Source organism: Comamonas sp. MYb69, assembly GCF_037479315.1.
Lineage (GTDB): Bacteria > Pseudomonadota > Gammaproteobacteria > Burkholderiales > Burkholderiaceae_C > Comamonas.
Genome location: NZ_JBBGZG010000009.1, coordinates 200394 through 215251, shown reverse-complemented (window position 1 = coordinate 215251; position 14858 = coordinate 200394). Strand labels below are relative to the sequence as shown.

Here is a 14858-nt window from a genome sequence, read left to right as displayed (position 1 = left end):
ACAGCTTCAATGCATGAGGATTCTGATGAAAAAGCAAACTATGCCGCCCGCCCGCTACGCGCTGCTCGCCGCCTGCATGTTCGCGGGCCTGGCCCAAGCCCAGAGCATTAACTTCTCCGGGGACACCACCCCCACCGGCAACCAAGGCGCCAGCCATACCACCACGCAGGTGATTGTGGGCGACAGCGGCACCGGCGCGCTCAATATCCTCAGTGGCGGACAACTCGCCTCGCAGGGCGGCAATATCGGCCAGCAGGCGGGCAGCTCGGGCACCGTGGTGCTCGATGGCGCGGGCTCCTCGTGGACGCTGACCTCTCCGGGCTTTACCAGCCAGACGGTGGGCAATGGCGGATCCGGCAGCCTGCAGGTGCGCAACGGTGCCAGCGTCTCCACGGTCAGCAACGTCAACGTCATGTTTCGATCAGGCCAGCTTCCTGGATCGAGCGCGTTGGTGGAAGTCGATGGCGCCAACTCGATCGTGGAAGGTGACTACTGCGAGTTTGGCAACAATGGCAACTCGGTCGTTCGCATTACCAATGGCGGCGTGATCTCTTGCAAATTGGGAGGTCTGCTGCTCAATGGCGAAGTAAATATCAGCGGCGCGGGCTCCAAATGGGTCTCGGACACGCAACTCGAATGGGGCGCCCCTGCAGGCCGGCCTGATGCGGTGGTGACCGTTGGTGAAGGAGCATCCATCGAAGCGGTCAGCTACGTGATACCTGCAAGCAATGCGGCGGGGATCACTGGCCCTACCGCGCTCAAAATCGAAGGCGCGATCACGCCCGGTGCCGTTGTGACGCCCTCCATCGACTTTCAATCTATCGAAGGGGGCGTGCTGAACCTCAACCACAGTGATGCCTCAGGCAATTACCAGCTCGCGCCCGATATCTTGGGCTATGGCGGCGTAGATGTGAACAGCGCCGGCACCACCACATTGACGGGCAACAACAGCTACTACAACGCCACAAACATCAATTCCGGGCTGCTGCGCGCTGGCGCTGCCAATAGCCTGAGCCCCAGTTCCGATTTTGTCGTTGCCGCTGGCGGCACGCTGGACACCAATACCTTTAGCCCCACCGTTTTGAGCCTGGACAACAGCGGCTTGGTAACGATGGCAGCGGGCGGCACCAGCACCGTGCTGACGGTGGCCCAAAACTACACCGGCAATGGGGGAGTGATTGCGATGAACGCAGCGCTGGCAGACAGCGGCTCGCCCACTCAAAAACTGGTGGTGCAGGGCAGTACCAGCGGCAACACCATTTTGAATATCAGCAACCTGGGCGGCGCAGGGGCGCAAACCACCGGCGACGGTATTTTGGTGGTGCAGGTCGATGGGGACTCCAACGGCACCTTTAGCCTGCACGCGCCCGGCTATGTGGTGGCTGGTGGTTTCCGCTATTCACTGGTCCAGGTCGGCAACAACTGGTTCCTGCAATCAGAAAACCAGGTGGAAGCGGCCGGCCCCGAAGCCAGCGTGGTGTGCACGCCTGCGCAACTGAGCGATACGGCCAACCAGGTCGCCACCTGCACGGTCACGCTAAGCACTGCCGCTACGGCCGACCTGCCCATTAACCTGGTGCTGCCTGCGGCCAACCCGCGCTACACCACTACCTGCGCATCGCCCATGGTGGTTGCGGCCAATGCCACCCAGGCCAGCTGCACGATTACCGCCACGCCCAACACCACGGCAGGGGATGGCGATGTGACCGTCACGCTGGCCATTGCACCGCCCACCACCGCAGATGCCTATACGCCCGTGGGCCCTGCTGCGCAGGTCGTTATCCAGGATGCCAATGCGCCGCAGCCGCCTGCCAGCCCTACTGCAGTGCCCACGCTGGGCAGCTGGGGCCTGGCTGCGTTGGCAGCGCTGATGGCGGCTCTGGGCCTGCGCCGCTCGCGCAAGTCCGCTGCCTAAGGCAGCATCCAGGGGGTAGCGCCGCCAGGCGCTGCCCCGTATTGGCCATAACGAGCAGGGCGCAGCAGAGGCAACGGTTCTTTGGGTTCCCGACGGCTGCAGATGGGCTGCCGCTCACGCAATCGCCCAGCGTAACGATCAGCTCGCAAGCGGCACCGGCCGGCCCTGCACGGCGATAGCCTTGGCTTCGCTCCCCACCCGACCAGGGCAGAGGCGGCTGCGCATATACGCCACCCTGTCTCATCTATACGACTGTCAGCCAGCGTTCCCGCTTTTACATGCCTTTTCTTTTGTCATAACAATGACATGGAGAGGCTCACACAGATGCGGGTTGGTCACGCGGCATGGCCCCATTTTTAACGGCCGCTCGCCGTGCACCCATGCCTAGGCATCCCCTCTAACAGCGCCCCTACGTACAGCGGCGCTGCCTGCGCGCTGCTGCAGTGCAAAACGCCCCCGCAATAAGGCCATTGCTGCCCGCTATAAGCCCTGGCTCCATCAGCTCCAAGGCTCTGGCAAAAACCTATCAATAGATTAGTTTTTATAAACTATATGAATTGATCGTGCTAGGCTATGCTTTAAATCAATCTTGCATACATTGCTTGCACACATTTTGCGAACTTTCAGAACGCGCATGCCAACGCCCTGTGAGGAGGTCAGCACCATCCATACATCTGATTCGCATTGAATGGCTGAAACGCACCGCCATGCCTTTGGTCGCTGAATTTTTGTTAGACATTTGTTATGAATCACAAATTTCTAGTTGCTTTATGCTATTGATAGACGCTTTATTGCATACCACGCTTGAATGCAAGATAGGTGCCATTTTTTCCAACCTCAGAAGCAGAAAGTGGATGACGCTGCCCCTCTCCTCTCTCCAACCCGCCTCGGCTATCGGTGCGCCACGATGGTGGTGCCATGCGGCTTGGCAACGCCAACCCATGGTTTAACCACAGCTCAGTGCTTGATGCCAGGTACCTGGCTCTGCGCTTTTCCTTTCCCTTCGCTGGCTGTTTAAATAGCTTCATACAACCTATAAATCATAAATCCATATGAAAAAACGATTCACCCCTCCCGCCCGCTATGCGTTGCTCACTGCCTGCCTGCTGAGCGGCTGGGCGCAGGCCCAGAGCATCAACTTTACGGATGACACCAATCCCACAGGCAATATGGGCGCTAGCTACACCGCAGCGTCGGTCAGCGTAGGCACCACAGGCAGGGGCGCGCTGACAGTCATCAGGGGTGGACAACTGACTTCCGAAGAAGCGACCATCGGCGATGCCGTCGCCGGTGAGGGAGCCGTGGAGGTGAGTGACCGCAACTCCGTATGGAACTTTGCATCCGCTGCCCCTAAAAGCCTAACCATTGGCAACTACGGAGCAGGCGCTTTGTTCGTGCGTCAGGGTGCCACCGTATCCGTTATGTGGACGCTGCAATTGTCACGATGGCCAGGCTCCAGTGCTGCGGTGACAGTCGATAACCCCAACTCAATATTGAAGGCGGGCGACTGCCTTTTCGGGCCGGCCTCCTTCTCGAATGTCATGACCAGCGAAGGTGGATTGCTCCACTGCCAACGCAGCGCCAACTTCAGCAATGGCGAGCTGCGAATCACCGGAACTGACTCCAAATTTCTCGCAGACAATAATTTTTCGATCGGAGAGGGACCGACCCAAGCCGGTACAACCGTTAACATCTTTGAAGGTGGTGCCCTAAACGCAGGCGGCGTGATCACGCTACATGATTCCGCGCCGGGCATTCCTGACTCCCCTCTTATCTATATTGAAGGCAGGACCAACCCAGGTGTGGTCACCGCGAGTAGCTTGCGATTTGAGGGCTCTAGAAAGGGTCTGCTGAACCTGAACCACTCGAATGACTCTGGCAATTACCAGCTCACGCCCGATTTGGATGGTGACGGCCAGATCAACGTCAACAACTATGGCATCACTACGTTGACCGGTGAGAACACCAACTACCGCGGCATCACCCGTATCAATAGCGGCGTGCTGCGCGCAGGTGCCACCAATAGCCTGAGCCCTAGCTCCGATTTTGTAGTGGCCCCGGGGGGAACGCTCGACACCAGCACGTACAGCTCTACCGTCAAGAGCTTGGAAAACGGCGGGACGATAACCATGGCGGACGGCGGCACCAGCAGTGTGCTGACGGTGGCCCAAAACTACACCGGCAATGGCGGTGAGATTGTAATGAACACGGCGCTCGGGGACAGCAGTTCGCCCACCGAAAAGCTGGTTGTGCAAGGCGACACCAGCGGCAGTACCACGCTGAACATCAGCAATCTCGGCGGCACTGGTGCACAAACCAGCGGTAACGGCATTTTGGTGGTACAGGTCGACGGTGCATCGAACGGCACCTTCAGCCTGCCCGCGCCCGGCTATGTAGAAGCCGGTGGATTGCACTATGTGCTGGTCAAGGTGGGGGCCAACTGGTACCTGCAGTCAGACAACCATGTGGAAGCCGCCAGCCCCGAGGCCAGTGTGGTCTGCACCCCTGCCGAGCTGAGCGATACAGCCAACCAGGTCGCCACCTGCACCGTCACGCTGACAGCAGCGCCCACGGCCGACCTGCCCATTAACCTGGTGCTGCCGGCGGCCAACCCACGTTTCACCACCACCTGCGCATCGCCGCTGATGGTACCCGCCAATGCCACCCAGGCCAGCTGCACGATTACCGCCACGCCCAACACCACGGCGGGTGACGGCGATGTGAGCCTGGAGCTGGCCATTGCGCCGCCCACTACCGCCGATGCCTACACGCCTGCCGGCCCTGCCGCGCAGGTGCTGATCAAGGACGCGGGTGACACCACCACCCAGCCGCCTGCCACCCTCAAGCAGGTGCCTACGCTGGGCAGCTTTGGCTTGGCCGCGTTGGCGGCGCTGATGGGTGCTGTGGGCCTGCGCCGCAGCCGCAAGACGGTGTAAGCCACCGGGAGCACCTGCCCGGCGTACCACACATGCTGGGCAGGTACGCTGCCAAAGCGCACCCGTTGAACCGGAGACGTTTTACCAGCTGCAGGCTAGTTCCATCGCCAGCTCCCCAATACCAAGTGCCTGTTTCCGTGCTATCGCCCCTCTTCGCTGGCTATTTAAATAGCTTTATACAACCTATAAATTCAAAATTCCTATGAAAAACCGATTCATCCCTCCCGCCCGCTACGCGCTGCTGACCGCCTGCCTGCTGAGCGGCTTTGCGCAGGCCCAGAGCATTGACTTCACGGGGGACACCAACCCTACCGGCAGCCTGGGCGCCAGCCATACCGCCACCCAGGTAATCGTCGGCGACAGCGCTACTGGCGCGCTCAGCATTCAAAATGGCGGGCAATTGACGTCCCAGACCGGAAGCATCAGCGAGCAGAACACTGGAAGAGGCTCCGTCGTTGTGGAGGACACGGGATCTTCATGGCTGCTGACCTCGGCCACCGGTGCGGGCCTGGTGATTGGCAATAGGGCAGCAGCCAGTCTTCGGGTGCGCAATGGTGGCACGGTATTGACCAACGCGACACTGGGTTCTACCCAGTCCACCGTCTTTACCGTGGAAGTCGATGGCGCCAATTCCAGCTTGCGGGGAGCTAACTGCGATTTCGATGGCTCTGACGTCTCAACCCTGCAGATCAACAATGGCGCTTTGATGCACTGCGAGGGTAGCCTAATATTCAGAAACGGCGCACTGTCGCTGAGCGGCGCAGGCTCCAAATTGCTCGCGGGTGACGAAATCAACTTGAAACGCCCACTACCGGGCTATGCTTCACTCACCGTTGGTGAGGGCGCGACCGTCGAGACGGGCAAAATCTTGCGCGTGTCGACCTACCTTGATGGAGACCCAACTGGCCCGACCATGCTCACTATTGAGGGCACCACCACCCCGGGCGCAGTCATTGTGCCCACCATCGGCTTTGAAGAACCCACCACTGCTGCGCTTATGCTGAACCACAGCGATGCCTCGGGCAATTACCGTATTGCCTCCGACATCACGGGTTATGGCAGGGTCTTTGTCAATAACTTTGGCACCACGACCTTGAGCGGCAACAACAGCTACGAGAATGAAACGGTGATCAATGCAGGGCTACTGCGCGCAGGCGCTGCCAATAGCCTGAGCCCCGCCTCTGACTTTACGGTGGCCGCGGATGGCACGCTGGACACCAATACCTTTAGCGGTACGGTCAAAAGCCTGAACAACAGCAACCTGGTAACGATGGCAGCAGGCGGCACCAGCAATGTGCTGACCGTCAGCCAAAACTACACCAGCAATGGCGGTGTGGTAGCGATGAACACCGCCTTGGGCGCAGACAGCTCGCCCACCCAAAAGCTGGTGGTGCAAGGCGACACCAGCGGTGACACTATGTTGAATATCAGCAATCTGGGCGGAACCGGAGCCGCCACCACCGGCAACGGCATTATGGTGGTGCAGGTCGATGGCGCCTCGAACGGTACCTTCAGCCTGCCCGCGCCCGGCCATGTGGAGGCTGGGGGGTACCGCTACACGCTGGCCAAGGTCGGCAATCACTGGTACCTGCAGTCGGACGCGCATGTAGAAGCAAGCGGCCCCGAGGCCAGCGTGGTTTGCACCCCTGCCGAGCTGAGCGATACGGCCAACCAGGTCGCCACCTGCACCGTCACGCTGACAGCAGCGCCCACGGCCGACCTGCCCATTAACCTGGTGCTGCCGGCGGCCAACCCACGTTTCACCACCACCTGCGCATCGCCGCTGGTAGTAGCCGCCAATGCCACCCAGGCATCGTGCACGATTACCGCCACGCCCAACACCACGGCGGGTGACGGCGATGTGAGCCTGGAGCTGGCCATTGCGCCGCCCACTACTGCCGATGCCTACACGCCCGCCGGCCCTGCCGCGCAGGTGCTGATCAAGGACGCGGGTGACACCACCACCCAGCCGCCTGCCACCCTCAAGCAGGTGCCTACGCTGGGCAGCTTGGGCTTGGCCGCGTTGGCGGCGCTGATGGGTGCTGTGGGCCTGCGCCGCAGCCGCAAGACGGTGTAAAAGCACGCATCCGCTAAGCCTGCCTTAGCGCTGAGAGAACAGCCCCAGGTGCCACCACCTGGGGCTGTGTTGTTTGGGCGCTGGCCTGGGGGCAGGTTGGCGGGCGGGGGGCCAGCTAGGGGCCTGGCTGGGCGGCCGGCGAGGTGCGCCCGGCTAGGCGCCTCCGGCTAGGCGCCCCCAGCTAGGCGCCCCCGGCTAGGCGACCCCGGCTAGGCGCCCCCGGCTAGGCGCCCCCGGCTAGGCGCCGCGCCCAAGCGCGATCGGCAACGGTCGCAGTCGCTGAAAGCGCCACCAATGTGCACCGCTTTGGCGCAGCCAACCCGCATGCTTGGCGCCCTCTGCCCTGTCCTTTCACCATTTCCAATCACCACTTTTTCATTTCTTGATTGCGTAAAACTATCAATTATGAGAGGCTGATGGCGCCCTGCCTGCGGCGCAGGGCAGCAGCGCACAGAACGGGTGCCCCCGCACTGCGTAAGCCGCCCCGCCCGCGCCTGTTCCATGCCACCGCTAGTTGATAGCTTCTTACAACCAAACTAATGGAAAATGATGACCAAAAAGCAATACACCTCATCGGCCCTGCACACGCCGCTGTTAAGCGCCCTGCTCGCGGGCGCCTCGCTCTTGGGCAGCCTGCTGCCAGCAGGAGCACAGGCCCAGAGTGTCCACTTCAGCGGTGATGCAAGCCCCCTGGGCGATATGGGGGCCAGCCACCACGCTAGCGATGTGACAGTGGGCCACAGCGGCACAAGCGCACTGGCGATTCTCGCCGGTGGCCAGCTGGTGTCTGACAGCGGAATGGTCAGCGCGCAGGCCGGCAGCGCAGGCACGGTGCGGGTGGAGGGCGCGCAATCGTCCTGGACGGTGGCGGGCGACCTGCTGCTGGGCCAAGCCGGATCGGCCACGCTGCAGGTGCGCCATGGCGCCACGGTGCAAAGCCGCCAGGCCCTGGAATCAACAGCACTGGCGGGCTCCAGCGCGCTGATCGATGTGGAGGGCGCCTCTTCCACACTGCGGGGGGAGGAATGCCTTTTCGCGGGAGAAGGCATGTCGGCGGTGCAGATCCGCGATGGCGGCTTGCTCGACTGCGAGGTCAGCGCCCTTTTGTACTTTGGCACGCTGTCGCTGCGCGGCGCGGGCTCCGAATGGCGGGTGGGCACCCATTTGGAGATTGGCAGCTTTGCCGGCCTGGCCGACACCGCGCTCACCATCGGCGAAGGCGCCACCGTGGATGTGCGCGATACGCTGTGGCTGTCGTCCCCCGCACCGGGCGCGGCCGGCCGCGCAGAGCTGACGGTTGAAGGCAGCATCCGCCCGGGCGCATTGCGCGCACACACCTTGGTACTGGGCAATGCGGCATCGAGCGTGCTGACCCTGGACCACAGCGATGGCTCTGGGCAGTACCAGCTCGGGCCGGATATATATGGCAGCGGCCAGGTCCAGGTCAACGGCTTGGGCACCACGGTGCTGACGGGCAACAATAGCTACCAGGGCAGCACCCGTATCAACGCGGGCCTGCTGCGCGCAGGCGCTGCCAACAGCTTGAGCCCCGCCTCGGACTTTGTAGTAGCCGCTGGCGCCACGCTCGATACCGGCAGCTACAGCCCCACGGTGCAGAGCCTGGACAACAGCGGGCGGGTCACCCTGGCCGCCGGTGGCACCGGCAGTGTGCTGACCGTCACGCCGGGTTACAGCGGCGATGGCGGTGTGATCGAGATACACACGGCCTTGGGCGCTGATGCATCGCCTAGCGCGCAGCTGGTGGTGCGGGGCGATACCAGCGGCGACAGCATTTTGCACATCAACAACCTGGGCGGCGCGGGGGCTGCCACCACCGGTGACGGGATCATGGTGGTGCAGGTCGATGGGGTCTCGAACGGCACATTCCGCCTGCCCGCACCGGGTTATATGGAGGCAGGTGGATGGCGCTACACGCTGACCCAGGTGGGCAAGCACTGGTTTTTGCAGTCGGACCACCCGGCGGAAGTGGCCGGGCCCGCCCCCACCCCAGTGCCTACGCTGGGCACCCTGGGCCTGGGCGCAATGGCCGCGCTGATGGCGGCCGTGGGCCTGCGCCGCCGCAAAACACTGTAAAGGGCGCAGGACACAGCGGGCGCTGGCAGCAGCGAACCGTTGTGTACGGGGGCGGGAGCGCGGGCGCTGGAGCTGCGTTGGCTCAGCCATTTACTTCGCTTTAAAAATAGCTTTTCTCAACCATATAATTAATAACTACTATGAAAAAGCAATATACGCCTCCCTCCTCCACGTTCTGCGCGTTAGCGGCCGGCTGCCCGGCATGGCGCAGGCCCAAAGCAGCCCTTTCCATATTGACGCCGCACCCGCCCATCGGTTGGCGCTGCCCTGCTGGCGCGCAGTGCGCATAAGCGGAGGCGGCCCACGGCTTTTGCCGAGGCCCACTGAGCAAGCGGCAGATGGCGCCAGGCGCTGTCAGCCAGGCAGGGCTTGGTGCTGGCTGATGGGCAGTAGCTGGCCGCAGCCTGCCAGCCCTGCACAGATGCCGCCGCCGCGCATGAGGCGCCACATGGTGCGCCGCCGCCCGGCGAGGCGAATGCGGCACGACGGTGCCAAACAGGCTGCCCTCGCCATATCCATTGCCAGACCTACGCCCTACGCCCTACGCCCTACGCCCTACGCCCTACGCCCTACGCCCTACGCCCTACGCCCTACGCCCTACGCAGCCTACCCGCCTGCATGGCCTTGTGACCATCGGCTTGGCAGGCGCCAGGGTTCCACCTAAAAACAGCATGAAAAAACACCTCAGAACCTGTTGCGCTGCCGCTGGCGCGCTAGGCGCCGCATTCTGCGGGGCGCCTGCCAGCGCCCAGCATGTGACGCTGCCCGTGGTGGTGGTGGACAGCACGGCCCTCAGCCGCCACCATGGCCATACCGTCGATACCCTGCGCTGGATGGGCCCGGCCTTCCATACGGGGACTGTGGCGACACAGATCAGTGCGATTTCGCTGGGCATGCAGCACCCCAAAGCGATCGCCAACCCCTTGGACAGCTGGTGGCCCAGGTCTGAGCGTGACCGCTGGCCATCAGCGGTGGCGGTGGCGGCATCGTCACCTGTGGTGACCACCACGGCGGACTTCAAAAGATGCATGTCGGCACGCCCCCCTCCAGGCGCAGCATCTTGGGCCTGGGGCACACAGACCATTGCTGCGGTATTGCGGCTCTACCAGCTCGATGACAGCACCGAGCTGCCCCAGGGTGGGGCGCTGGCGAGCACGACCATCGATGTCGCCGTCTTTACGCCCAACGATGGGCGCCTCAACACCTACACCGCGGTGCAGCTGGGCAGCGTCGCCCGCACCACACTCCAGGCGTTTAAAAAATACGCGTTGGTGCTTGCCAGCAAGGACGGTTGTCCACTGGAGCTGTATGACAACCGAGGCCCTGCCAACGCCTATCGCTTTGCAGGCGGCTTCTCGGGCGCGGCCACTGGCTATCTGCGAACCCTCGATGGCGGCACTCACTGGAGCAAGGACGGCACGGTGACACCGGTGGTGCGTATGACGGTGACAGCGATAGCCGACCAAGGCACGGACCGCGACATGGGCAGCGACAACGACAGCGACTGGCCCGAGGGGGCGCTGCGCATGCCCGAACTGCCAGCCTGGGCGCAATGGCTATGGGTGGAGCGTTAGGCGGCGCTCTATATAGAGGCATGCAAGCTTGGCTAGGCTGATGGCGCTGCAAGGCCCGCGCTGCAGGCCACAGCCCACGGTGCGCAACCCTCGGGATCACCGCCGCTGAGCGTGGCCCACCCCAGGGGCACCTTCTGTATGCCTCCTGGCATCCCGGGCTGCGGCCCGCAGTCAATCGCTCCACAGGCCGGCAGCCAACCCCACAGGGTGGCTGCTGGCCTTTTTGTTGCCAGGTGGGGCAGATCGAAAAACATGGAGGCAAGGCAATGCCGCCACGGCTGGTGCGAGCCCGTACGAAGCAGCCCGCCCAGCGCGCCCGGGCAAGACTTACAAAAAACTTACATAATACCTAGCTATCGAACCCGTTTTTTAATACTTTTAATTTATGATCAGCACTCCTCTGGAGGGAGGAAAAGCGCTTCTCAGGAAGACGACCCTTGGGCCCGCCTTGTGCGGGCCCTTTTTTTGCGCGCAGTGCTGCGCAAACGACCGGTAACACCTGGGAGCCTCAGGGTTTGCGCGATGCCGCCGAGGGTGGACGAAAATGGCTCTGGCTTCCCACAGCCAATCAGGCCGCCCCGTAGGAGCATGCCTACAGATTTGTTAACAAAGGTACAAGTACAATTTGCCGTTGCTTTTTGTGCCTGTAGCCGCCCTCACCTCCGCCACCTCCATGCCCCAATCTCCTTCTTCGCAGCCGCGCAGCCTGTTCCCTTTGCCGCTGCCCATGCTGATGGGGTTTGCCGCCGCCGCCATTGCTGCGCTGGTCATCGCCATTGTCAATGTCTACTCGGCCGATGTGCGCGCCCGCGCGGTGACAAGCATCGACCGCATGACGGCGGCCATGCGCCAGCTCAATGAATTCTCGGCTTCGCTCAAGGATGCAGAGACCGGGCAGCGCGGCTTTTTGCTGACGGGCGACCCGGCCTACCTGCAGCCCTACCAGCGCGCGCAAGATGCGCTGGAGGCGCAGCTCAAGGGCCTGGCGGCCAGCAACAACAGCGCGCCGCTGCGCCAGGAACGGGTGCAGGCGATTGATGCGCTGGCCCACCAGAAGCTCGGCGAGCTCGAAGCGACGATTAACCTGAAACAAGCGGGCCGGGGCGATGAGGCGATGGCACTGGTGCGCACCGACAAGGGCAAGCTGGTGATGGACAGCCTCAACAACGAGGTCAACAGCCTGTACCTGCTGCAAAACGCCGAGCTCGATCTGCGCCGCCGCGCCTGGGAACAGGCCGCCATCACCTCGACCTATGTCACCTGGGGCGGCTCGGTGGTGATGCTGGTGCTGGTGCTTCTGTCGGCCGCGCTGTCGATGCGCGAGTTCCGCGCCAAGGCGCGCCAGGCCTGGGTGGCCGATGGCCTGGCAGGCCTGAACCAAAGCCTGCAGGGCGACCACCGGCTGGAAGAAGTGGGCGCACGCGCGCTGGAGTTTTTGGCCAGCTACCTGGGCGCCCGCGTGGGTGCCGGCTACGCCCGCCATGGCATGGACGACCGCTACCAGCTGTTTGGCGGCTACGCGCTGCCCCCAGATGCACTGCAGGCCCACCTGCTGGCCGGCGAAGGCCTGGCCGGCCAGGTGCTGCGCAGCGGCAAGCTGCTGAAGGTGGGCGGCCTGGACCAGAGCCACCTGAAGATCACTTCGAGCCTGGGCCAGTCGCAGCCGCTGGAGCTGGTGCTGGCCCCCGCCGTAGAAAACGGCCAGGTGCATGCGCTGATCGAGCTGGGCTTTGCCCGCCCGGTGCTGCCGGCCGAGCTGGACTTGCTCGCAGGCGCGTCGCCCGTGCTGGCCGTGGCGGTGCGCTCGGCGCTGGACCGCTCGCGCCTGGAGAAGCTGCTGGAAGAGACCCGCCAGCAGGCCGAAGAACTGCTGGTGCAGCAAGAGGAGATGCGCGCCAGCAACGAAGAGCTGGAGCGGCAAAGCCAGGCGCTGCAGCGCTCGCAAGCGCAGATGGAGCAGCAGCAGCAGGAGCTGGAGCAGACCAATGTCTACCTGGAAGAGCAGACGCAGAAGTTGGAGCACCAGCGCGAGCAGCTGCTGCGCGCCAAGGATGCGCTGACCGACAAGGCGCGCGAGCTGGAAGTGGCCAGCCAGTACAAGAGCGAGTTCCTGGCCAATATGAGCCATGAGCTGCGCACGCCGCTGAACTCGACCCTGATCCTGGCCAAGCTGCTGGGCGACAACAAGCAGGGCAACCTGACGGGCGAGCAGGTCAAGTACGCGCAGACCATTTATGCGGCCGGCAATGATTTGCTGGCGCTGATCAACGACATTCTGGACCTGGCCAAGATTGAAGCCGGCCAGGCTAATGTGGTGCTCGAGCCGGTGAACCTTGGCACTGCGATGCAGTCGCTCATCGAGCCGCTGCGCCCGCTGGCCCAGCAAAAGGGCCTGGCGCTGAGCTGCCATATTGCCCCGGGTGTGCCCACCTATGCGCAGACCGACAGCCTGCGCCTGGGCCAGATTCTGAAAAACCTGCTGTCCAACGCGATCAAGTTCACCGACCGGGGCAGCGTGAGCCTGCAGCTGTCGCAAAGCCAGCCAGGCACCTTGAGCTTTGCGGTGCAGGACACGGGCATCGGCATCCCCGAGCACCAGCAGCAGCTGATTTTTGAGGCTTTCCAGCAGGCCGATGGCAGCACCCACCGCAAGTACGGCGGCACGGGCCTGGGCCTGTCGATTGCGCGGGATCTGGCGCAGCTGCTGGGCGGCCAGGTGACCGTGCAAAGCACGCCGGGCCAAGGCAGCGTGTTCAGCTTTCATATGCCGCTGGTGGCAGCGGCTGCCCCGGCCGCCGAAGTGCCGGTGGCGCCCAAGGCGGCTGACGCGCTGCGCCCGGCGCAGCCCGCGCCGCTGAGCGCGCCCACCAAGACGATTGCGACGGCCGCTGCGCCCCGGGCCATGGCGCCGATGCAGTCGAATACCGCCGTTGCCACGGCTGGTGCGGCCACCGCAACCACGCTGGCCGATGCCACCGCCTTGGCCACCGCTGCTACCGCTGCTACCGCTGCTACCGCTGCTACCGCTGCTACCGCTGCCTCAGCATCGGCTACCGATCTGGCGCTGCCCACCATCATCCAGGGCCGCCATCTGCTGGTGGTGGAGGATGACCCGCGTTTTGCCGACATCCTGCAAGAGCTGGCGCGCGAGATGGGCTTTAGCTGCCAGGTGGCGCGCAATGCGGCCGATGGCCTGTCGGCCGCGCTGCAGTTTTTGCCCAATGCGATTGTGCTGGACATCAACCTGCCCGACTTCTCGGGCCTGGGCGTGCTGGACCAGCTCAAGCGCAACCCGAGCACGCGCCATATTCCGGTGCACATCGTCTCGGTGGCCGATTACTCGCAAGAAGCGCTGGTGCGCGGCGCACTGGGTTACGCCTTGAAGCCGGTGCAGCGCGAGGAGTTGGCCCAGGCCTTGAAGCGGCTGGAGGCCAAGTTCACCCAGAACATCCACCGCGTGCTGCTAGTCGAAGACGACGAGCGCCAGCGCGACAGCGTGCACAGCCTGCTGGGCAACAGCGAGGTCGATGTGGTGTGTGCCGGCACCGCCACCCAGGCGCTGGAGTACCTGGCCCAGGGCACCTATGACTGCATGATCATGGACCTGAACCTGCCGGACATGAGCGGCTTTGCGCTGCTCGAGCGCATGTCCGAGCAAGACGGCGTGTCCTTCCCGCCGGTGATTGTCTACACCGGCCGGGCACTGTCGCGCGATGAAGAGTTGCAGCTGCGGCGCTTCTCGCACTCGATCATCATCAAGGATGCGCGCTCGCCCGAGCGCCTGCTCGATGAGGTGACCTTGTTCCTGCACCAGGTGGAGTCGCGCCTGTCGCCCGAGCACCAGCAGATGCTGGCCCAGGCCCGCAGCCGCGAGGCCGCGCTGGAAGGGCGCAAGGTGCTGGTGGTGGAGGACGATGTGCGCAATGTGTTTGCGCTGACCAGCATTCTGGAGCCCACCGGCATTGCGGTGGACATTGCCCGCAATGGCCGCGAAGCGCTCGAGGCACTGGACCGCGAAGACAGCAGCGTGGACCTGGTCCTGATGGACATCATGATGCCCGAGATGGATGGCTACACCGCCATGCGCGAGATTCGCAGCCGCGCGCATTTGAAGCGCCTGCCCATCATTGCGCTGACCGCCAAGGCCATGAAGGACGACCAGGAAAAATGCCTGGCCGCCGGTGCCAACGATTACATCGCCAAACCACTGGACGTGGAGAAACTGCTGTCCCTGGTGCGCGTCTGGATGCCCAAATAAAGCC

At 63.3% G+C, this 14858-nt stretch carries 6 protein-coding genes; all 6 read left to right on the top strand.

From position 1 onward, the window contains the following. Nucleotides 1–25: 25 nt before the first annotated feature. The 6 genes from WH303_RS14480 to WH303_RS14455 all read left to right on the top strand — a co-directional run bounded on the left by WH303_RS14480 (nucleotide 26) and on the right by WH303_RS14455 (nucleotide 14854). Nucleotides 26–1915, top strand: coding sequence for an IPTL-CTERM sorting domain-containing protein (locus WH303_RS14480; protein ID WP_339519331.1), 1890 nt, complete (start codon nucleotides 26–28; stop codon nucleotides 1913–1915). 1052 nt (nucleotides 1916–2967) lie between these two features. Then, nucleotides 2968–4851 carry an IPTL-CTERM sorting domain-containing protein gene (locus WH303_RS14475; RefSeq protein ID WP_339519330.1) on the top strand — a complete coding sequence of 628 codons (1884 nt, stop codon included), beginning with the start codon at nucleotides 2968–2970 and terminating at the stop codon, nucleotides 4849–4851. Nucleotides 4852–5053: 202 nt separating this feature from the next. Further along, a complete protein-coding gene (locus WH303_RS14470; protein ID WP_339519329.1) occupies nucleotides 5054–6928 on the top strand; it encodes an IPTL-CTERM sorting domain-containing protein in 1875 nt (624 codons plus the stop codon). Between the two features lie 549 nt (nucleotides 6929–7477). Continuing rightward, entirely contained in the window at nucleotides 7478–9022 is a 1545-nt protein-coding gene (locus WH303_RS14465) for an IPTL-CTERM sorting domain-containing protein (RefSeq protein ID WP_339519328.1), read from the top strand. 671 nt (nucleotides 9023–9693) lie between these two features. Next, on the top strand, nucleotides 9694–10596 hold the full coding sequence (locus tag WH303_RS14460) for a hypothetical protein (RefSeq protein ID WP_339519326.1): 903 nt from the start codon (nucleotides 9694–9696) through the stop codon (nucleotides 10594–10596). Between the two features lie 673 nt (nucleotides 10597–11269). After that, the gene (locus WH303_RS14455; protein ID WP_339519324.1) at nucleotides 11270–14854 is read left to right on the top strand and encodes a response regulator; all 3585 of its coding nucleotides are present in this window, start codon (nucleotides 11270–11272) and stop codon (nucleotides 14852–14854) included. The last annotated feature ends 4 nt before the right edge of the window (nucleotides 14855–14858 follow it).

Excerpts from the sequence above, each read along its gene's own strand:
- WH303_RS14480 (WP_339519331.1), top strand. The coding sequence starts at position 26 with ATGAAAAAGCAAACTATGCCGCCCGCCCGCTACGCGCTGCTCGCCGCC.
- WH303_RS14475 (WP_339519330.1), top strand. The coding sequence starts at position 2,968 with ATGAAAAAACGATTCACCCCTCCCGCCCGCTATGCGTTGCTCACTGCC.
- WH303_RS14470 (WP_339519329.1), top strand. The coding sequence starts at position 5,054 with ATGAAAAACCGATTCATCCCTCCCGCCCGCTACGCGCTGCTGACCGCC.
- WH303_RS14465 (WP_339519328.1), top strand. The coding sequence starts at position 7,478 with ATGACCAAAAAGCAATACACCTCATCGGCCCTGCACACGCCGCTGTTA.
- WH303_RS14460 (WP_339519326.1), top strand. The coding sequence starts at position 9,694 with ATGAAAAAACACCTCAGAACCTGTTGCGCTGCCGCTGGCGCGCTAGGC.
- WH303_RS14455 (WP_339519324.1), top strand. The coding sequence starts at position 11,270 with ATGCCCCAATCTCCTTCTTCGCAGCCGCGCAGCCTGTTCCCTTTGCCG.